Source organism: Rhizobacter sp. OV335 (assembly GCF_900142965.1).
In the GTDB taxonomy this organism is placed as follows: domain Bacteria; phylum Pseudomonadota; class Gammaproteobacteria; order Burkholderiales; family Burkholderiaceae_C; genus Rhizobacter.
On record NZ_FRCQ01000034.1, the window covers coordinates 48,506 to 69,343 of the forward strand.

The 20,838-nt window shown below is 69.4% G+C and carries 16 protein-coding genes; 15 read left to right on the top strand and 1 reads right to left on the bottom strand.

The window, feature by feature from the left end; translation table 11 throughout:
• Window positions 1–149: 149 nt before the first annotated feature.
• From flgB to BUE42_RS27120, 14 genes are all read left to right on the top strand, one after another.
• Complete coding sequence (gene flgB, locus BUE42_RS27055) at window positions 150–563, top strand: flagellar basal body rod protein FlgB (protein ID WP_073468390.1); 414 nt, start codon at window positions 150–152, stop codon at window positions 561–563.
• Window positions 563–985: a flagellar basal body rod protein FlgC gene (gene flgC, locus BUE42_RS27060; protein ID WP_073468391.1), complete on the top strand. Its 423-nt coding sequence runs from the start codon at window positions 563–565 to the stop codon at window positions 983–985. Before flgB ends, flgC begins: the two co-directional genes overlap by 1 nt.
• Before the next feature lie 22 nt (window positions 986–1,007).
• On the top strand, window positions 1,008–1,661 hold the full coding sequence (locus BUE42_RS27065) for a flagellar hook assembly protein FlgD (RefSeq protein ID WP_073468392.1): 654 nt from the start codon (window positions 1,008–1,010) through the stop codon (window positions 1,659–1,661).
• A gap of 13 nt (window positions 1,662–1,674) precedes the next feature.
• On the top strand, window positions 1,675–2,937 hold the full coding sequence (gene flgE / locus BUE42_RS27070; protein ID WP_073468393.1) for a flagellar hook protein FlgE: 1,263 nt from the start codon (window positions 1,675–1,677) through the stop codon (window positions 2,935–2,937).
• A 25-nt stretch (window positions 2,938–2,962) separates the two neighbouring features.
• Window positions 2,963–3,694, top strand: a complete 732-nt coding sequence (gene flgF, locus BUE42_RS27075; protein WP_073468394.1) for a flagellar basal-body rod protein FlgF — start codon at window positions 2,963–2,965, stop codon at window positions 3,692–3,694.
• Window positions 3,695–3,722: 28 nt separating this feature from the next.
• Window positions 3,723–4,505 carry a flagellar basal-body rod protein FlgG gene (gene flgG / locus BUE42_RS27080; protein WP_073468395.1) on the top strand — a complete coding sequence of 261 codons (783 nt, stop codon included), beginning with the start codon at window positions 3,723–3,725 and terminating at the stop codon, window positions 4,503–4,505.
• An 8-nt stretch (window positions 4,506–4,513) separates the two neighbouring features.
• Window positions 4,514–5,182 carry a flagellar basal body L-ring protein FlgH gene (locus BUE42_RS27085; protein ID WP_073468396.1) on the top strand — a complete coding sequence of 223 codons (669 nt, stop codon included), beginning with the start codon at window positions 4,514–4,516 and terminating at the stop codon, window positions 5,180–5,182.
• Between the two features lie 39 nt (window positions 5,183–5,221).
• Window positions 5,222–6,370: a flagellar basal body P-ring protein FlgI gene (locus BUE42_RS27090; RefSeq protein ID WP_073468397.1), complete on the top strand. Its 1,149-nt coding sequence runs from the start codon at window positions 5,222–5,224 to the stop codon at window positions 6,368–6,370.
• Window positions 6,370–7,263 (top strand): flagellar assembly peptidoglycan hydrolase FlgJ, encoded by an 894-nt coding sequence (flgJ, locus tag BUE42_RS27095; protein WP_073468398.1) that lies wholly within the window; start codon window positions 6,370–6,372, stop codon window positions 7,261–7,263. The genes BUE42_RS27090 and flgJ overlap by 1 nt, the downstream gene beginning before the upstream one ends.
• Before the next feature lie 16 nt (window positions 7,264–7,279).
• Window positions 7,280–9,247 carry a flagellar hook-associated protein FlgK gene (gene flgK, locus BUE42_RS27100; RefSeq protein WP_073468399.1) on the top strand — a complete coding sequence of 656 codons (1,968 nt, stop codon included), beginning with the start codon at window positions 7,280–7,282 and terminating at the stop codon, window positions 9,245–9,247.
• 17 nt (window positions 9,248–9,264) lie between these two features.
• Window positions 9,265–10,461 (top strand): flagellar hook-associated protein FlgL, encoded by a 1,197-nt coding sequence (gene flgL, locus BUE42_RS27105; protein WP_073468400.1) that lies wholly within the window; start codon window positions 9,265–9,267, stop codon window positions 10,459–10,461.
• Window positions 10,462–10,504: 43 nt separating this feature from the next.
• Window positions 10,505–11,713, top strand: a complete 1,209-nt coding sequence (locus tag BUE42_RS27110; RefSeq protein WP_073468401.1) for an EAL and HDOD domain-containing protein — start codon at window positions 10,505–10,507, stop codon at window positions 11,711–11,713.
• A 96-nt stretch (window positions 11,714–11,809) separates the two neighbouring features.
• Window positions 11,810–15,085, top strand: coding sequence for a PAS domain S-box protein (locus BUE42_RS27115; RefSeq protein ID WP_073468402.1), 3,276 nt, complete (start codon window positions 11,810–11,812; stop codon window positions 15,083–15,085).
• Window positions 15,082–15,669 carry an ANTAR domain-containing response regulator gene (locus BUE42_RS27120; protein ID WP_073468403.1) on the top strand — a complete coding sequence of 196 codons (588 nt, stop codon included), beginning with the start codon at window positions 15,082–15,084 and terminating at the stop codon, window positions 15,667–15,669. The genes BUE42_RS27115 and BUE42_RS27120 overlap by 4 nt, the downstream gene beginning before the upstream one ends.
• 53 nt (window positions 15,670–15,722) lie before the next feature.
• Here the strand turns inward: BUE42_RS27120 and BUE42_RS27125 are convergent, their stop codons facing one another.
• Window positions 15,723–17,222: a sensor histidine kinase gene (locus tag BUE42_RS27125; protein ID WP_073468404.1), complete on the bottom strand. Its 1,500-nt coding sequence runs from the start codon at window positions 17,220–17,222 to the stop codon at window positions 15,723–15,725.
• 181 nt (window positions 17,223–17,403) lie between these two features.
• Here BUE42_RS27125 and BUE42_RS27130 point away from each other — a divergent pair, with 181 nt between their 5' ends.
• Window positions 17,404–20,838, top strand: coding sequence for a PAS domain-containing hybrid sensor histidine kinase/response regulator (locus BUE42_RS27130; RefSeq protein WP_143171786.1), 3,435 nt, complete (start codon window positions 17,404–17,406; stop codon window positions 20,836–20,838).

Here is a 20,838-nt window from a genome sequence, read left to right on the forward strand (position 1 = left end):
GGAGCGTGCTGCCGCGGGCAAGCGCCCGAAATGGCGGACAAACCGGCCGCTATTCCCGCTTATGTTTCAGAAGGCGCTGCCCACAATCCTTTCACATCGCCCATGGCCTCGGCACCGACCGACGCCGCGGACCGAAAGGAAACGCCGCCATGCTGAACACCCTGACCAACTCGCTCGACTTCCAAGGCTCGGCGCTTGCGCTGCGCTCGGAGCGCCAGCGTCTGATCGCCAGCAACATCGCGAACGCCGACACGCCGGGCTACGTCGCCCGCGACATGAACTTCGCCCAGGCGCTGCGCGAAGCCACCGGCAGCCAGCAGAGCGCGGCCGTGCCGACCACCACGCAGGCCGGCCACATCGGCATCGACAGCGGCCTGACCGGCGCGCGTGCCGAATCGAACCTGCTGTACGCGACCCCCAGCCAGACCAACCTCGACCGCAACACGGTCGACATGGACCGCGAGCGCGCCAACTTCGCCGACAACTCGGTGCACTACGAAGCGACGCTGCGCTTCATCAACGCCAACGTGCGCACGATGCTCGAAGCGATCAAGGGGCAATGATGAGCATGTTCCAGATCTTCAATGTCTCCGGCAGCGCGGTCAGCGCGCAGTCGCAGCGCCTGAACGTGGTGGCGTCGAACCTCGCCAACGTCGACACCGTCGCCGGCCCCGATGGCCAGGCCTACAAGGCGCGGCAGGTCACGTTCCAGACCGAAATGATGGGCCAGCTCGGCCAACCCGGCGGCCCCGCGGCGGCCGGCGTCAAGGTGAGCACGATCACCGAGGACCAGACCCCCGGCCGCAAGGTGCACGACCCGAAGCACCCGCAGGCGGATGCCGAGGGCTACGTGACCTACAGCAACGTGAACGCGGTCGAGGAGATGGTCAACATGATCTCGGCCTCGCGCTCGTACCAGAACAACGTCGAGGTGATGAACACCGCGAAGACGCTGTTGATGAAAACCTTGCAAATGGGCCAGTGAGCTCTGACCACGAAAGCACCCCATGGCCGTCGACACCGTCACCAACAACTACGCCGCGCTGAACACGAAGTCGTCCACCGACACCAGCGCCACCACCGCGGCCGAAAGCTCGGAGCGTTTCCTGAAGCTGCTGGTCGCGCAGATGCAGAACCAGGACCCGCTGAATCCGATGGACAACGCGCAGGTCACCAGCCAGATCGCGCAGATCAACACCGTCAGCGGCATCGAGAAGCTCAACGGCACGGTCGGCGGCCTGTCGACCCAGTTCCTGCAGATGCAGGCGGTGCAGGGCGCCTCGCTGGTCGGCCGCGAGGTGATCGTGCCGGGCAACAAGATGGACATCGCCGACAAGGTCGGCACGGGCGGCTTCCAGATCGACGCCGCCGCCGACAACGTGAAGATCGAGGTGCAGAACGCCGCCGGCCAGACGCTGCAGACGCTGAACCTCGGCGCGCAGAGCAGCGGGATGAACACCTTCGAGTGGGACGCCGGCGCCTACGACAACACCAGCGGCATCACCTTCAAGGTGACCGCGATGAGCGGGGCCAACACGCTCAAGAGCACCGCACTGATGCGTGACAAGGTCAACGCCATCAGCACGGCCAACAACACCCTGGTGCTGGACCTCGAGAAGGCCGGCGGCGTCACCTACGACCAGGTCAAGGCATTCAACTAAGAAGGACACCACCATGGGCTTCCAGCAAGGTCTCTCCGGTCTGAACGCTTCGAGCAAGAACCTCGAAGTCATCGGCAACAACGTCGCCAACGCCAACACCTTCGGCGCCAAGGCCTCGCGCGCCGAGTTCGGCGACATGTACGCCGCCGCGATGAACGGCTCGGGTGCCAACAACATCGGCATCGGCGTGAACCTGGCGGCGGTGACGCAGCAGTTCACGCAGGGCAGCATCACCACTACCGAGAGCTCGCTCGACGTCGCGATCAACGGCTCGGGCTTCTTCCAGCTGAACGACAACGGCACCACGGTGTACTCGCGCAACGGCCAGTTCCAGGTCAACAAGGACGGCTTCATCGTCAGCAACGGTGGGCTCAAGCTGATGGGCTACAAGGCCGATGGCACCGGCACCATCCAGCCCGGCCAGGCCGTGCCGCTGCAGCTGCCCACCGCCGGCATCGACCCGGCCGCGACGAAGGAAATCACGCTCGAGATGAACCTCGATTCGCGTGCCGCCACCACGCTGCCGGCGACCACGCCGCAGATCAACCTGACGGACGCGAAGACCTACAACAACGCGACCTCGCTGACCGTCTACGACGCGAAGGGCCAGGACGTCGCGCTGACCTACTACTTCCAGAAGGCCGGCACCGACCAGTGGAACGTCTACGTGACGGCCAACGGCACCTCGCTGGCGGTCGACGGTGCCGGTGACCCGGCCCCGGTGACGACGCTGCAGTTCCCGACCAACGGCGGCAACCCGACCGCCCCGGTGGGCGCGGTGACGCTCGACATCCCGGCGACCACGAACGCCGCCGGTGCCGAGACGCTGGCGATCCCCGGCGTGCAGCTCAACCTGGGCAGCGCAACGCAGTACGGCGCCGGCTTCGGCGTGACCGACCTGAAGCAGGACGGCTACGCGCCGGGCCAGCTGTCGGGCCTGTCGATCGAGGACAACGGCATCGTGATGGCGACCTATTCGAACGGCCAGTCCAAGCCGGCCGGCCAGACGGAGCTCGCGAACTTCCGCAACGCGCAAGGCCTGAAGCCGATGGGCGGCAACAACTGGATGCGCAGCTACGAGTCGGGCGATCCCATCCTGGGCGTTCCGTCGGAAGGCAACATGGGCGTGCTGCAGTCGGGCGCGCTCGAGGAATCGAACGTCGACCTGACCGCCGAGCTCGTCAACATGATGACCGCGCAACGCACCTACCAGGCCAACGCGCAGACCATCAAGACGCAGGACCAGGTGTTGCAGACGCTGGTCAACCTGCGCTGATCGACACACCCGCTGAGGAGCTGCCATGGACCGCATGATCTATCTGTCGATGTCGGGCGCGAAGGCCATGATGCAGCGGCAAGACACGCTGTCGCACAACCTCGCGAACGCGTCCACGCCGGGCTTCAAGTCCGAGCTGGCGGCGTTCCGCGCGGTGCCGGTGCTGGGCAGCGGCGCCAGCACCCGCGTCTATGCGCTCGAGACCACGCCCGGCTACGACGCGACGCCGGGTCCGGTCACGGCCACCGGCCGCAACCTCGACGTGGCGGTGAAGGGCAACAGCTGGCTGTCGGTGCAGGCACTCGACGGCACCGAGGGCTACACCCGCGGCGGCTCGCTCGACATCAGCGCCGACGGCACGCTGACCACGCGCAGCGGCCTGCCGGCGCTCGGCGACGGCGGCCCGATCCAGGTGCCGGCCAACACCGAGATCTCGATCGGCGCCGACGGCACCGTCAGCGCCAAGGGCATCGACGGCAAGATCACCGCGGTCGGCAAGCTGAAGCTGGTGACCGCCACCGAAGACACGCCGCTCGAACGCGGCACCGACGGCCTGTTCCGCTCTGCCTCCGGCGACCTCCAGGCCGACCCGAATGCCCGCGTGCAGGACGGCGCGCTCGAAGGCTCGAACGTCAGCCCGATCGAGACCATGGTGTCGATGATCGCCGCGGCGCGCCAGTTCGAATCGCAGATGAAGATGCTGCAGACCGCGGAGGGCGACGAGAAAGCCGCCGCGCAGCTGCTGTCGATGAATTGACCTCCACCGAACCTGAAGGAATCCCACCATGTTGAATTCACTGTGGACGGCCAAGTCCGGCATGGAGGCCCAGCAGGCCCAGCTGGACGCCATCTCGCACAACCTCGCCAACTCGGCCACCAACGGCTACAAGAAGTCGCACGTGGTGTTCGAGGACCTGATGTACCAGAACCTGCGCCAGGCCGGCTCCAACAGCAGCGAGCAGACCACGCTGCCCACCGGCTACCAGGTGGGCCTGGGCACGCGCGCGGTCGCGACCTCGCGCAGCTTCAGCCAGGGCAACCTGCAGCAGAGCGGCAACACGCTGGACGTGGCGGTGCGCGGCAGCGGCTTCTTCGAGATCCAGATGCCCGACGGCACCAACGCGTACACCCGCGACGGCTCGTTCCAGGTCGACGCGACCGGCAAGCTGGTGACGAACAACGGCTACACCGTGCAGCCCGGCATCACGATCCCGGCCAACGCGCAGAGCGTGAGCATCGGCAACGACGGCACCGTCACGGTGACGCTGCCGGGCCAGTCGGCGCCGCAGACCGTCGGCCAGATGCAGCTGACCAACTTCATCAACCCGGCCGGCCTGGAGCCCAAGGGCCAGAACCTGTTCACCGAGACGGCGGCCTCCGGCACGCCGAGCGCCGGCACGCCGGGGCTGAACGGCCTGGGCCTGGTGCAGCAGGGCTTCGTCGAGACGTCCAACGTCAACCCGGTCGAGGAACTGGTCTCGATGATCCAGACCCAGCGCGCCTACGAACTCAATTCGAAGGCGATCACCACCTCCGACCAGATGCTGCAGAAGCTCAGCCAACTGTAAAGACCGCCATGAAGAGACTTGCCCTCCTGGCCGCGCCGGCCCTGCTCGCCGGCTGCAGCACGCTCTATCCGCTGCCCAAGGTCGACGTGGCCGAGCCGACGCGCGCGCGGCCCGAGGCGGTCGCGGCACCGTCGGTCAACAACGGCTCGATCTTCCAGTCGGGCCAGTACCGGCCGCTGTTCGAGGACTACCGCGCCCGGCTCGTCGGCGACACGCTGACGGTGCAGATCGTGGAAAAAGTCTCGGCCAGCCAGAAGAGCACCAGCACGATCGACAAGAGCGGCGCGGTTGCCGCCGGCGTCAGTGCGCTGCCGCTGGTGAACCCGAATGCGCTGCTGCGCTCGAACGCCGCCGGCAACTCGTCGAACACCTTCGCCGGCAAGGGCAGCACCGAAAACACCAACGACTTCTCCGGCATCATCACCGCGACCGTGACGGAAGTCCTGTCCAACGGGCACCTGGTGGTGGCCGGCGAGAAGCAGATCGGCGTGAACCAGAACGTCGACGTGCTGCGTTTCTCGGGCCAGGTCGACCCGCGGGCGATCCAGCCGGGCAACAGCGTCGCGTCGGCGCAGATCGCCAACGTGCGCATCGAGCACCGCGGCCGTGGCGCGCAGGCCGATGCGAATGGAATAGGCTGGCTCGGGCGGTTCTTTTTGAACGTTCTGCCCATTTAAGTTTGCTCAGAATCGGTTTCATCCTGCGATGAAGCCGATATGCAAACCAACCACACCACCGTCACCGAAAAGCTCCTGCGGCTGCTGATCAGCCTGACGGTCGTCGCGTCCAGCGCGGCACTGTGGTGGCCGATGCCCTCGCAGGCGGCCCGCATCAAGGAAGTCGCCGCCGTGCAAGGCGTGCGCGCCAACCAGTTGGTCGGCTACGGCCTCGTCGTCGGCCTCGACGGCACCGGCGACCAGACCACCTCCACCCCCTTCACGCAGCAAAGCCTGAACGCGCTGCTGCAGCAGATGGGCGTCACCGTGCCGCCGGGCACCACGATGCAGGTCAAGAACGTCGCCGCGGTGATGGTGACGGCGCAGCTACCGGCCTTCGCGCAGCCGGGCCAGACGATCGACATCAATGTCTCGTCGATGGGCAATGCCAAGTCGCTGCGCGGCGGCACGCTGATCGCGACGCCGCTGAAAGGCGCCGACGGCCAGATCTACGCGCTCGCGCAGGGCAACCTGATCGTCGGCGGTGCCGGTGCCTCGGCGGCCGGCTCCAAGGTGCAGATCAACCACCTGAGCGCCGGCCGCGTGCCCGAGGGCGCGACGGTCGAACGCGCGGTGGCCACGCCGCTGAACCAGGGCGAGTTCCTGCAGCTCGACCTGAACGCCAGCGACTTCAGCACCGCACGCGAAGTGGCGCGCACGATCAACGCGAAGATGGGCGCCGACACCGCGCACGCGATCGACGGCCGCGTCGTGCGCGTGCGCATGCCGGCCTCGCCGGATGCGCGCGTGGGCTTCCTGGCCGACATCGAGAACCTGCCGGTCGAGCTGGCCGCGCCGGCCGCCAAGGTGGTGATCAACGCGCGCACCGGCTCGGTGGTGATGAACCAGACCGTCACGCTGAGCGCCTGCGCGGTCGCGCACGGCAACCTGTCGGTGACGATCAGCACGACCCCGGTGATCAGCCAGCCGTCGCCGCTGTCCAGCGGCGGCAGCACCGTCACGAAGGAAAAGGCCGACATCACGATCAAGCAGGAGGCCGGCGCGCTGATCCAGCTGCCGGCGAGCGCGAAGCTGGCCGACGTGGTGAAGGCGCTCTCCGCGCTCGGCGCGACGCCGATGGACCTGCTGGCGATCCTGCAGGCGATGAAGAGCGCCGGTGCCCTCAACGCTGAACTCGAGGTGATCTGATGGCGATCAACCCGACCCAACCCGGCCTGCAGAGCCAGAGCCTGGCGAGCGACACCAAGGGTGTCGATGCGCTGCGCTATGCGGCCTCGAAGGACCCGAAGGCCGCGATCAAGGAGACCGCGAAGCAGTTCGAGGGCATCTTCATGCAGCAGCTGATGAAGAGCATGCGGCAGGCGACGCTCAGCTCCGGGATGCTGGAGAACTCCGGCACGCAGATGGGCACCGAGCTGCTGGACACGCAGCTCGCGCAATCGCTGAGCGGCCGTCCGGGCGGGCTGTCGGAGATGATCGCCAAGCACCTGGAGCGCCAGCTCGGCGAGCCGCTGGCCAACATGGCGAAGGACGCGGCGTCGGCGCAGACCGTGGCCGCCACCGGCCAGAGCGGCACCGCGCCGCTGCCGGCCGCGCTGCAGGGCAAGGAGCGCCAGGTCGGCTTCCTGAAGCTGCACGACAGCGCCGCGAAGGCGGCCGAGGCCGAGACCGGCATCCCGGCGACCTTCATGGTCGCGCAGGCGGCGCATGAATCCGGCTGGGGCCGGCACGAGATCAGGAATGCCGACGGCAGCAGCTCGTTCAACCTGTTCGGCATCAAGGCGGGCAAGGACTGGACCGGCCCGACGACCACCGTCACGACCACCGAGGTGGTCAACGGCCAGCCGCACAAGGTGCAGGCCAAGTTCCGCGCCTACGCCAGCTACGAGGAGTCGTTCAAGGACTACGCGAAGCTGATGAAGGACAACCCGCGCTACTCGAAGGTGGTGGCGGCCGGCAACTCGGCCCAGGGCTTCGCGCACGGCCTGCAGCGCGCGGGCTACGCGACCGACCCCGAGTACGCGAAGAAGCTGACCAACATGATCAACACGACGCTGCGCCTGCAGCGCGCCACCGCGTGAGCGAAGGACAAGACGCATGAGTTCTTCCGCACTATTGGGCATCGGCACGCGGGCGATGTTCGCCAACTACGCGGCGCTGCAGGCCACCGGCAACAACATCGCGAACGCCAACACCGAGGGCTACTCGCGCCAGCAGGTGGTGCTGGAGACCGCGAAGGGCCAGTTCACCGGCGCCGGCTTCTTCGGCAAGGGCGTCAACGTGAGCTCGGTCATCCGCTCGTACAACAGCTTCCTGACGACGCAGGCCTCGGCCACCAAGGCGACGGCCGCCGGCGATGCGGCGCGTGCCGAGCAGCTGAAGCAGATCGAATCGGTGTTCGGCACCGGCGCCTCGGGCGTCGGCTCCTCGGCCGGCCAGCTGCTGAACGCCTTCGTCGACGTCGCGAACCAGCCCGCCGATGCGTCGGCGCGCCAGGTGGTGATCGCCCGCGCGAAGGAACTGGCCGACAAGTTCGCAGCCGCCGGCGACCAGCTGCAAAGCATCCAGACCGGCATCACGCAGGACATCAAGAGCTCGGTCGACACCGTCAACAGCCTGGCCCAGCAGGTGGGCAAGCTGAACGAGCAGATCCAGGCGCTGAACGGCACCGGCCAGCCGCCGAACGACCTGCTGGACAAGCGCGACAACCTGATCAGCCAGATCAGCGGCTTCATCGGCGTGACGACGATCCGGGCCGACAACGGCAGCGTCGGTGTGTTCGTCGGCGGCGGCCAGGCGCTGGTGCTGGGCGCCAACGCGAACAAGCTGACGACGGTGGCCGACCCGTACGACCCGTCGAAGGTGCAGCTCGGCATCAGCGTGGGCAGCGGCCTGTCGTCGATGATCCCGCAGGATGCGCTGTCCGACGGCTCGATCTCCGGCATGCTGCGCTTCCAGAACGACGACCTGGTCGACGCGCGCAACCTGCTCGGCCAGATGGCCGCGGCGATCAGCGGCGCGGTCAACCAGCAGCAGGCGCTCGGCCTCGACATGGGCAAGCCGGCCGGCAACGGCTCGCCGCTGTACGCGGTGGGCGCGCCGCGCTCGCTGCCGGCCGCGAGCAACGTCGGCGATGCGGCCTTCGGCGTCACGCTGACCGACACCACGCAGGTGCAGGCGAGCGACTACGAGCTGCAGTTCGACGGCAGCAACTACTCGCTGACGAGGCTGTCGGACAACACCGCGGCGGTCGGCAGCCCGTTCAGCGCGGCCCAGATGGCCGCCGGCGTCACGGTCGACGGCATGACGATCCAGATGACCGCCGGTGCCTCGGCGGCCGGCGACCGCACGCTGCTGCAGCCGGTCGGCAACGCGGCCAAGGACATGCGCGCGGTGCTGAGCGATCCGAACGGCATCGCCGCGGCGTCGCCGGTGACCTCGACCTTCGCGGCGACCAACAAGGGCACGGCGACGCTCGCGTCGCTGGCCGCGGTGAGCACCTCGCTGGACCGCACGCTGACGGCCAACGTCAGCTTCACGTCGGACACCGGCGACTACAACTGGGAGCTGCTCGACTCGACGGGCGCGCAGGTGTCGACCGGCACCGGCACCTGGACGGCCGGCACGCCGATCGCGCTGAACGGCTTCGAGCTGAAGCTGAACGGCGTGCCGAAGAGCGGCGACACGGTGGCGGTGAAGCCGACCACGTCGACCGAGGCGAACAACGGCAATGCGCTGGCCTTCGTCGGCATCGGCACCAAGGGCATCGTCGGCGGCAGCACGGCGGCCAACGGCACGGTGACGCCGGGCAAGTCCATCACCGACGCGTACGCGAGTGCGCTGTCGGACATCGGCGTGCGCGTGCAGAGCGCGCAGACCGCGGCGAGCATCTCCGATTCGGCGGCCTCGCAGGCCGAATCGGCGCGCGCCAACAAGTCGGGCGTCAACCTCGACGAAGAGGCCGCCAAGCTGATCCAGTACCAGCAGAGCTACCAGGCCGCAGCCAAGATGCTGCAGGTCGCCCAGCAAGTGTTCGACACCCTGCTGCAGACCGCGGCAGGCTGACCCGGGATCCCGACACCATGCGCATCAGCACCTCCAACTCCTACGACGCCTCGCTCCAGCAGCTGATGAAGCGCCAGGACGACCTGAGCGCGGCCCAGGAGCAGCTCACCACCGGCAAGCGCGTCAACCGCGCGAGCGACGACCCGGCCGCGGCAGCGCGTGCCGAGCGGGCGCTGGCGGCCGAGAACCGGGCTGTCGCCGGCCAGCGCGCGGTCGATGCCAGCAAGAACGCGATGACGCTGACCGAAAGCGCGCTCGGCGACGCGACCGACCTGCTGCAGCAGGTGCGCGAGACGATGCTCGCCGCCGGCAACGCGACCTACACCGACGCCGAGCGCAAGGGCCTGTCCGACAAGATCGGCGAACTGCGCAAGCAGCTGATGGCGGTGGCGAACCGCGCCGACGGCGCCGGCACCTACCTGTTCGGCGGGCAGGGGGCCGGCCAGGCGCCGTTCCTCGACGCGGCCGGCGGCGTGGTCTACCAGGGCGGCGACGGCGAGGCCGAGGTGGCCTCCACCGAAGCGCTGCCGATCACCAGCAACGGCGACCAGATCTGGATGCAGGCCCGCTCGGGCAACGGCGTGTTCGACACCCAGGCCGTCACCGCGACCGGCACCGCGTGGATCGACAGCGGCCGCGTCACCAACCCGTCGGCGCTGACCGGCTCGACCTACAGCATCCAGTTCAGCGTCACCGGCGGCGCCACCACCTATTCCATCCTGCAGGACGGTGCGCCGACCGCGCAGGTCGGCATGCCCTTCAAGCCGGGCCAGGCGATCCAGATCGACGGCATGTCGGCCAACATCGCCGGCAGCCCGGCCGACCTGGACGAGTTCACGATCACGCCGTCGATCACCGGCCAGACCGTGTTCGACACGCTCGACAAGGCCATCGCCGACCTGAAGACGCCGCTGCGCAGCGGCACGCAGATCGCGCAGTCGAATGCAGACAACCTGGCCAACCTCGACCAGGTGATGGCCACGATCTCGGGCGCGCGCACCCGCGTCGGCGAGACGCTGAACCGCATCGACGGCGTCACCGGCCGGCTCGACTCGCTGAAGCTGTCGAGCAAGACCGCACGGACGGATGCCGAAGACCTGGACATGACGAGCGCAATTTCGGACTTCGCGAACCAGCAGACCGGGTACGATGCCTCGCTCAAGGCGTACACGATGGTTCAAAAGCTGTCGCTGTTCAACTACCTGAGCGGCTGAAACCCCTTCGCCACCGCCTGCACACTTTCCCTGGAGATTCCGCGTGACTGACAACGCCACACTCGGGCAGGTCGCCCTCGGCTATTCGCCGTTCATCGACCGCAGCCGCGCCGTGACGGCCACCCGCCTGACCATCTACCCGCTGCGCCCCGAGCTGAAACCCGACGTCGCCCAGTTGCTGCATGCCGTGGGCGGCGTGTGGCCGGCCGACGGCGGCCGCGCTTCGCTGAACATCGTCAGCGAGAGCCTGCTGCAGGACCTGATGGGCGCGAGCCCGTCGGCCAACCTGATGATCGAGATCCCGGCCTTCATGGCTTGCGACGCGGCCAACGTCGAATCGCTGCAGGCGCTGCACCGCGCCGGCAACACGCTGTTGCTGAAGGGCCGGCCGATGAAGGAGCTGCCGCGCGAGCTGCTGCCCTGTTTCAAGTTCTCGCTGATCGACCTGGCCGACGACCGCCGCATCAATGAAGCCGGCAACGTGGCGCCGGCCGGTGTCACGCGCAACATCTCGCACGTGCAGTCGGGCGTGCGCACGCTGGCCGACATGGAAGCCAGCTTCTCGCGCGGCGCCGCCGCGGTGCTGGGCTGGCCGATCGACGATGCGATTCAAGAGGCGCAGGCCAAGGGCAAGTCGGCCGTGCAGATCGACCTGCAGGTGATCGTCGAGCTGATCCAGCGCGTGGACGCGCAGGACCCGATCGAGAAGCTCGAGAACACGCTGAAGCGCGACCCGTCGCTCGCGTTCAAGCTGATGCGCTACATCAACTCGCCGGCCTTCGGGCTGCGGGTCGAGATCAGTTCGTTCCGCCACGCGATCATGATGCTCGGCTACCAGCGCCTGAAGCGCTGGCTGGCGCTGCTGCTGGCCACCGCCGGCAAGGACGCCAACATGAAGCCGGTGATGTTCGCGGCGGTGCGCCGCGGGCTGCTGATGGAAGAGCTGGTGCGCTCGTCGGGCGACGAGGAGATGCGCAATGAAATGTTCATCTGCGGCGTGTTCTCGCTGCTCGACCGCATGTTCAAGCAGCCGTTCGCCGACCTGATGAAGACGATTCCGGTGCCCGAACGCGTCTACCAGGCGCTGGTCGACGGCACCGGCCCGTACCAGCCGTACTTCGACCTGGTGCAGGCGGTGGAGCATGAATCGCTGTTCGACTTCCGCACCGCCGCCGACACGCTGATGCTGAGCGTCAGCGAGATCAACCGGGCGGTCCTTGGCGCATTGACGTCGGCGACGCAGATCGACTGATCCACCCGCGAGGCGCTGACGCGCCTCGTCTGGCGGAAAGCCGGTTCCGCGGCGTCCGCTGGGTACACTGCGCGCTGCCGTGTGCTCCAGCCCCTGATGTTCGATCCCCAGGCCTTGCGCCAACTCCTCGACGTGCTGTCCGACGCCGTGCTGGTGCTGGACCGCACGGCGCGGGTCGTCTTCGCGAACACCGCCGCGCTGCGGCTGATCGCCGGCGAGCCGGCGCGGCAGCTGGCGCAGCTCGGGCCGCTGCTCGGCGAATCGTTCGTGGCCGCGGTGGCAGACGCGCTCGCCGCTGGATCATCGTCGTCGACGCTGCCGGAAACGGTCACGCTGAACGATGGCCGCCGCTTCGGCGCCGCGCTCGCGCCGCTCGACGGCGAGCGCCACGCACTGCGGCTGGCCGCGCTGGCGACGCCGGCCCCACCGCCCACGCCCGAACCCACCCCGGCGCCCGCAATGCCCGACATGGGCACGATGTTCTGGGACGCCCCGTTCCCCGTCACGCTGCAGGACGAGCACTTCAAGCTGATCGACGCCAACGACGCGTTCCTCGAGTTCACCGGCTTCACGCGCGAGCAGCTGGTCGGCACCGACCCGCTCGACCTGCAGCCGCCCGAAGACCGCGCACTCAACCGCGCCTACCGCCAGCAGATGAGCGCCGTCGGCACGACCCGGCTGGTGCAGCGCCGGATGATCCATGCCGACGGCCGCGAGCGCTGGTTCCGCGCCGCGTGGCGCGTCGGCAGCGATGCGCAGGGCCGCGCCCGCACCGTCAGCATCCTGCAGGACAGCACTGCCGAGCACATCGCGCGCGAACGCGCCGACCGCTCGGTGCGCGAGCTCGACGACTGGTTCGAGCTCAGCCCGGTCGGCATGGTGCTGTTCGACGAGCAGGGCCTGCTGGTGCGCAGCAACCCGGCCTTCGAGGCGCTCGCCGGCGACGTGCCGGTGCTGATGTCGGAGGCCTCGCCGGGCATCCAGCAGCTGATGGCCTGGCAGGACGGCAAGCCGCTGCCGCTGCTGCGCCCCGGCTCCAGCCCGGTCGAGACGCAGGCCTGGGTGCATCACGCCGGACGCCACGGTGCGCCCGACGGCACGCCGCGCCGCCTGCGATCGATCGTGCGCTGCTACCAGAGCGGCAGCGGCCAGCGCCGCTACATGGCGATCGTCGAGGACCGCAGCGTCGAGGAGGAGCGCGACCTCGCGCAGATGCAGATCGGCGCGCTGATGGACACCGCCGGCGTCGGCCTCGCGACCTTCCAGGAATCGTCCGGCTGGGTGCAGCACGGCGCGGTGTTCGGCAGCGCGGCCGAATCGGTCGGCGGCGCGCCCGCGCTGCAATCGATCCGCCGCGACGTGGTGCTGCCCGAATCGCTGCCCGAGTACGACAAGCTGCAGCAGGCGCTGCGGCTGGCCCAGCGCGCCGAGGTGCGCTATGCCATCCGCCACCCGGAACACGGCCTGCGCTGGCTGCTGACGCGGGTCGAGCCGGCGACGCTCGCGTCGGGCAAGCGCACCACCTCGGTCGTCACGCTCGACATCACCGACCAGCACCAGACCCAGCAGCGCAGCGAGATGCTGCTGCGCGAGCTGACCACCATCCTCGAGAGCACCACGGTCGGCATCGCCTACCTGCGCGGCAACCTGCTGGTGCGCTGCAACCGGCGCTTCGAGGTGCTGCTCGGCTTCCGTGCCGGCGACGTGGCCGGCTGCAGCCTGCACGAGCTGCTGGCCGCGCAGCCGCAGGTGGGCCGGCTGGTCGCGCAGATCGACGAATCGCTGGCCGCCGGCCGGGTGCACGAGACCGAGATCGCGGTCGACACGCGCGGGCGCCCGCGCCACTGGTGTTCGCTGTCGGTGCGGCGTGCCGGCGAAGGCGAGGACGGCCAGGAGCTGATCGCGGTGCTGACCGACATCACGCGGCTGAAGGCGCAGCAGGCCGAGCTCGAGGCGCTGGCCACCGAGGTCGCGCTGCAGGCCGAGCGCACGCGGGCCATCCTCGATTCGGTGCTGGTGGGCATCGTCACCGTCGGCACCGACGGCATCGAATGGATGAACCGCTCGGCGCGCCGCATGTTCGGCGGCGACCTGGAGGATTTCATCGGTCGGCCGATGGCCACCGTCGCGACGCCGGAGCCGGACCACCCGTTCCTGCGCACCGAGTACCTCGACGACCTGGTCGAGGGGCAGGCCGAGACCTTCGAATGCCGCGTGAAGGCGCGCGACGGCCGCGAGTACTGGGTGGTCGGCAACGCGGTCGTCACCGGGCGGCAGCTGACCTATGCGCTGCTCGACATCGAGCGCCGCCGCCAGGCCGAGGCGCGCATCGCCGAGGCGCAGTCGTCGCTGCAGCGCATCATCGAGGCGGCGCCGCTGGCGATCACGCTGCGCGATGCGCACACGCTGCGCATCCTGCAGGTCAACGAGGTGGCGGCGCGCAATGCGTCGACCCCGGCGGCGCAGCTGATCGGCCGCACGCCGGAGCAGATCTTCACGCCCGAGGTCGCCGCCGAGCGTCGGCGCGACATGGAAGACGCGCTGGCCGCCGGCCGCGTGACGCAGCGCGAGTACCGCACCGAGCTCGACGGCCAGTTCCAGGTGTGGGATGCGCGCTACCTGCCGCTGTCGGCCGATGGCCAGCCGGCCGACCAGCTGCTGATGGTGGCCACCGAGGTCACCGAGCAGCGCGCCGCGCAGGAGGCCCGCTTCGAGGCCGCCATCGCGCAGCGCGAGATGCTGGTGAAGGAAGTGCACCACCGCATCAAGAACAACCTGCAGGGGGTGGCCGGGCTGCTGCAGCAGATCGCGACGCGCAAGCCCGAGGTGGCCGGCGTGATGGCCGAGGTGGTCGGCCAGGTGCAGGCGATCGCGCAGGTCTACGGGCTGCAGGTCGGCATGAACGGGCCGCTGCGGGTGCGCAGCGTGCTGGAGGCGATCACCGGCTCGGTGCAGCGCACCTTCGGGCGCACGATCGTGTTCGACGTGCAGGGCCCCGAGCCGCAGGCCTGGGCGCTGCCGGAGGCCGAGTCGATCCCGATCGCGCTGACCGTCAACGAGTTGCTGACGAACGCGATCAAGCACAGCGCCGGCGACGCGTCGGTGAGCTGCACGCTGGTGTGCGGCGACGACGGCGTGCAGATCGTGATCGGCAACGAGGGCCGGCTCAGCGAGGGCTTCAGCCTGGCGCAGTTCCCCGGCGGCGTGTCGGGGCTCGGGCTGGTGCGGGCGCTGCTGCCGCGGCGCAGCGCGAAGCTGTCGATCGAGGCGCAGGGCACGCGGGTGGTGGCGGTGGTGGACCTGAAACCGCCGGGGGTGGCGCTTTCAGCCACAATCGCGCCTTCACCGTCCCGCCAGCAGCATCCACCGTGACGAACAAAGGCAAGATCCTCGTTGTCGATGACGACCGCCTCGTGCTCGCGACGCTCTCGCACGGGCTCGCGCAGGCCGGCTACGACATCATCGATGCCGACAACGGCGACGATGCGATCCTGCTGGCGCGCGAGCACCGCCCCGATCTCGCGCTGCTCGACATCCGCATGGAAGGCAAGAGCGGCTTCGACGTCGCCGCCTACCTGCGCGACTACTGCCAGATGCCGTTCATGTTCCTGTCGGCCTTCGCCGATGACGACACCGTCGCGCAGGTGAACGCGCTGGGCGCGGTGGCCTACCTGGTCAAGCCGCTCGACATCCGCCAGATCGTGCCGGCCGTGGAAGCGGCATTCGCGCAGATCGAGCGCCGCGGCGGCGAGGCCGCGCCGCTGCCCGGCACGCTCGCGCACGAGGCACTGGCCCAGCCGGTCGCGATGGCCGTCGGCGTGCTGATGCACCGCTATTCGCTGCCGCGCGCGCAGGCGCTGGAGCGCTTGCAGCGGCTGGCGGCGAGCGAGGGCCGTCCGCTCGTGGTGCAGGCCGAGCGCTTGCTTCAGGCGGTGGAGTTGCTTTCGGCTGGTTGAGCGACTGTCCGTCGCACCAAGACGGTCGAGATGCTCCCGCCCCGGATCGTCCGTCAGTGCCCGAGCCAGAACTGGAACCGCGCCCCGCGATCCACCTCGCCTTCGGCCCAGATGTCGCCGCCATGCCGGCGGATGATCCTGCGCACCGACGCCAGCCCGACGCCGGTGCCCTGGAAGTCGTTCGCGCTGTGCAGCCGCTGGAACACGCCGAACAGCCGGTCGGCGAAGCGCATGTCGAAGCCCGCGCCGTTGTCGCGCACCGTGAACGCCGGCCGGCCCTCGTGCACGCCGGCCTCGAACCAGATGTGCGCGTCGCGGCACTTCGAGGTGTACTTCCACGCGTTGCCGAGCAGGTTCTCGAGCGCCACGCGCAGCAGCGTCGCATCGCCCTGCGCATGGAGCCCCGGCTCGATGTCGACCTGCACCTCGCGCTGCGGCGATTCGCGCCGCAGGTCGTCGACGATGTAGCCCACCAGCTGCGACAGGTTGATCGGCTGGCGCGCCAGCGGCCGCGCCGACAGCTGCGACAGCGCCAGCAGCGAGTCGATCATGCTGCTCATGCGCGCGGCAGCGCCGAGCACGCGGTCGAGGTGGTCGTTGCCGATGCGGTCGAGCAGGCGGCCGTAGTCTTCCTTGACGATCTTCGTGAAGCCCTCGACCACGCGGATCGGCGCGCGCAGGTCGTGCGACACGGTGTAGCTGAACGATTCGTGCTCGTCGGACGGCGTCGTCGCTGCCGCCGAGCCGCCGGCCTGGCGGTGGAAGATCAGCAGCAGCTCGACCCCGGCGCGCGGCAGCGTCGGCGCCAGCCGGTGCACCTGCAGCTCCCAGCCCTCGGCGCTGCCGCTGGCGGTGTCGGCATGCAGCGTCGGCGAGATCGCCTGCTCGGCGAGTGGCCGCAGCCCGGCCGGCAGGCGCTGCAGCAGCTCGGGCCACGGCGGCAGCGAAGCGGGGTCGGCGATGTGCAGCCAGCGCTCGGCGGCCGCGTTGGTTTCGTACAGCACGCCGAGCTGGCCCGGCGGCGGCAGCGCGATGCGCAGCACCGGGTCGGCGAGCGCCTGCAACAGCTCGCTGATGCGCTGGTCGCCGGTGTCGGTCAGCTCGCGCGCGGTACCGACATAGCCGGCGAAGCGGCCCTGCGCATCGAGCACCGGCTCGCCCCGCACCGACCACAGCTGCCGCACGCCGGCCGATCCGGCCCGCCACAGCGAGGTGGCGCTGAGCGGCGCATGCTGCTCCATCGCGGTGCGCAGCGAGCGCGTCAACGTGTCGTTGGCCTGGAAGTGCTGCCACAGCGGCGGGGCGTCGTCGGCGCCGGCAAAGTCGGCGAGTGCCGCGCCGCGCGGCGGGCGCCATTGCACGACCCGGTGCTGCGGGTCGCTGCGCCACTGCCAGCAGTCGAGCGATTGCGCGACGGCCTGGCGCTCCGCCCGCTCGTGTTGCAGTGCCTGCTCGGCGCGGCGCAGCAACCGGCTCGACCTGGCGGCCCAGGCGCCGGTCGCGAGGGCCGCCAGCAGCAGCAGTCCGGCTGGCAGCACGGTCTCGAGATTCATCCGATCGATTGTAAGGAGTGGTTGCGCCGTGACATTGTGGGGGCCGACCCGGTTTCCAATGTGTCGGATGCCTCAAGTCGGTCGCAGCGGCACCGAAAGTGCTGCGAAGACCCCGCTCGCTGGGCGGGGTCCCCGTTGGTGGGCCCACTAGGCTGTGCACTTTTTCAGAAGTAGTTGACCCATGCCCGCTCCGCTGTCTCGTCTTGCTCAATGGTTCGGTGCCCGCCAGGCGCGCAAGGCGGTGAAGCCTGCGCCTGCCGTGCCCGCGGTGTCGGCGTCTTCGCCGGCAGCGGCCGCATCGGAAGAGCCGGCAGGCTTCGACTTGCTGGGCCTGCTGCAGCAGGTCGCGATCCAGGTCGATGACGCCGAATCGCTGGCCGATGCGATGCACGCCGCTGCCGAACTGCTGGCGCAAGGCCTGGAGGCCGGGGGCCATGCGGTGTTGCGCGTGCTGTCGGTGACCGGCGGCGCGGCCCAGTTGCAGGCCTGGGACCAGCCCGAGGACCCGCATTCCGCCCGCTTCACCGTGCACCCGCGGCTCAGCGCGACCGGCCGCGCGGTCGCCGAGGGGCGCATCTGCTTCGCGCCGATGCAGGGCGGCAGCGCCAGCGTGATGGCGCTGCCGGTGCGCGGCCGCGACGGCACGGCCGCCGTGCTCGAGCTGCAGGGCGTGCCGGCCCAGCGCGACCTGACGGCACTGCGCCGCATGCTGGAGACGGTGCAGCGCCTGCTCGACCTGCGCGCCGCGCGCCCCGACACGCCCCTTCCCGCCACCATTCCCATCCCGCTCGGCGCCCCGACGCTGTTGCCCGCCACGCCGGCACCGGCCAGTGCCGAACCGGAGCTGCTGCAGCTGCTGATGGAGAACCTGCCGGCCAGCCTGTTCGTGCTGAACGCCGCCGATCGCCGCATCGTCGCGATCAACCTCCATGCCGAGCGCGAGTTCGCGAAGGGCCGCGAGCAGGTGCTCGGCAAGACCGTGCGCGATGCCTTCGGCAGCGGCATCGCGCTGCTCGGCGAGCCGGCCATCACGCGGGCGCTGGCCGGGCAGGACACGATCGAGAGCGAGGTGGAAGTGCAGGGCGAGAGCGGCCCGCGCATCATCAGCGCCCGCTGCTTCGCGCTGCGCCATGCCGACGGCACGCCGCGCCTGGTGATCGTGCTGGCACGCGACGTGACCCGCGAGCGCCGCGCCGAGCGCGAGCTGCAGGAGTCGCAGAGCCGGCTGCGCGAGTTCGCGCACACGGTCGAAGACAGCCTGTTCGTCACCACGCCGGCGCGCGACCGCTTCCACTTCCTCAGCGAAAGCAGCTACGACACCTGGGGCACGCCGCAGGACGAATTCGAGCGCACGCCGAACTCCTTCCTGTCACGCGTGCTGCCGGAAGACCGCCACCTGCTCGCGGCGCGCCGCGAGCTCGAGGAACAGCTGCAGCCGGCCGACATCCGCGTGCGCATCCAGCACCCGGTCAAGGGCGTGCGCTGGCTGCGTTCGCGCACTCGCTCGCGCCGCATGCCCGACGGCGAGCTGCGTGTCTACGGCCTGGTGTCCGACGTCACCGAGGAGCTGGAGCACGAGAACGAGCTGAAGCGCGCGCGCGACATCGCCGAGGCCGCCAGCCAGGCCAAGAGCCAGTTCATGGCCAACATGAGCCACGAGATCCGCACGCCGATGAACGGCATCCTCGGGATGACCGAGCTGCTGCTGGGCACCGCGCTGAACGACCGGCAGAAGCGCTTCGCGCAGGCGGTGTACCGCTCCGGCGAAGCGCTGCTGGAGATCATCAACGACATCCTCGACTTCTCGAAGATCGAGGCCGGGCGGCTGGAGCTCGCGCCGGTCGATTTCTCCCTGCGCTCGGTCGTCGAGGACACGCTGGAGCTGCTCGCGCCGCGTGCGCACGAGAAGGGCCTGGAGCTGAGCTTCCGCGAGGAGCCCGGCATGCCCAGCCATGTGCACGGCGACCCGCTGCGGCTGCGCCAGGTGCTGACCAACCTGGTGGCGAACGCGATCAAGTTCACCGAGGCCGGCGAGATCGTCGTCGACGTGCGCATGCCGATGCCGGCGCAGTCGGCCGACCGCGCGCTGTGGCTGGAGTTCGAGGTGCGCGACACCGGCATCGGCATCGAGGACGAGGTGCTGCCGCGGCTGTTCAGCGCGTTCACGCAGGCGCACGGCGGCATGTCGCGCCGCTATGGCGGCACCGGGCTGGGCCTCGCGATCTCCAAGCAGCTGGTCGAGCTGATGGGCGGCGACATCGAGGTGCAGAGCGCGCCCGGCATCGGCTCGCGCTTCATCTTCAGCATGCCGATGGCACCTGCCGAGAGCAACGGCGGCGACACCACCTCGCCGGACCTGGAGCCGACGCAGATGCCGGCGCTGCGCGTGCTGGTGGTCGAGGACCACGAGACCAACCGCACGGTGCTCGACAACATGCTGGGCGCCTGGGGCATGCAGGTGGTGCTGGCCGAGGACGGCCGGCAGGCGCTGGCGATCCTGTCCGGCGCCACGCCGATCGATCCGCGCTTCGACCTGGCGCTGGTCGACATGCACATGCCGCGGCTCGACGGCATGGGGCTGGCCCATGCGCTGCAGGCGCTCGGCCCGGAGCGCCCGGGCCACGGCATGAAGATGATCCTGCTGTCGTCGGTCTCGTCGCCGGACGACGTGCGGGCGGCGCACCGGGCCGGCTTCGACCGCTTCGTCGCGAAACCGGTGCGCAAGGCCGAGCTGCGCCAGGCGATCCTGGGCATCTCCAGCCGGCGCGCCGACCCGACGCGCTTGACGCCCCGGCTGAACGCACAGATCCTTGTCATCGAAGACAATGCCGTCAACCAGGAGGTCATCGGTCAGATGCTGAGGGCGCTGGGGTGCCAGTTCCAGGTCAGCGCCTCGGCGCTGGACGGCCTGAAGGCGTTGTGCGAGCGACGCTTCGACCTCGTGCTGATGGACATCCAGATGCCCGGCATGGACGGCGTGGAGGCGTTGAACTGGTTCCGGCGCAGCCGCTCGGGACGGTTCAACTTCCTCACGCCGACCGAAACGCCGGTGATTGCCGTGACGGCCAATGCCCTGGGAGGTGACGAAGAACGGTTTCTCGAACTCGGTTTCGACGACTATCTGTCCAAGCCATTCCGCCAAAGCCAACTGCTCGCCATGCTTTCAAAACGACTGCGCCCCGCGGCGCCCGTGGATCCCGACAGCGCGCCCACCGGCGGTGTGGCCGCGCCCGCTGCCAGCCCGGCCGAGCCGGCCGCCGCACCCGACGGCGTGCTCGATGCCGGCGCCCTCGACCGCCTGCGCGAACTCGACCCGAGCGGCGAGAACCACCTGCTCGATCGGGTCATGAAGGCCTTCGATACCTCGCTCGAACGGCTCCTCCCCCAATTGCAGGATGCTCAGGCGTCTCACGACTTGACGGGCATCCGCCACGTGGTACACACGCTGAAGTCGTCTTCCGCGAGCATCGGGGCCCTCAAGATGTCTCAAATCTGCGCAGAAATCGAAGCCATGGTCCGCCGCGAGGCGACGCAGGGCATGGACGAGCGCATCGTGGCCCTGCAGGCCGAGGTGCCGATCGTCGTGGCCGCCACGCGCCGCCTGCTGGGCCGTTGA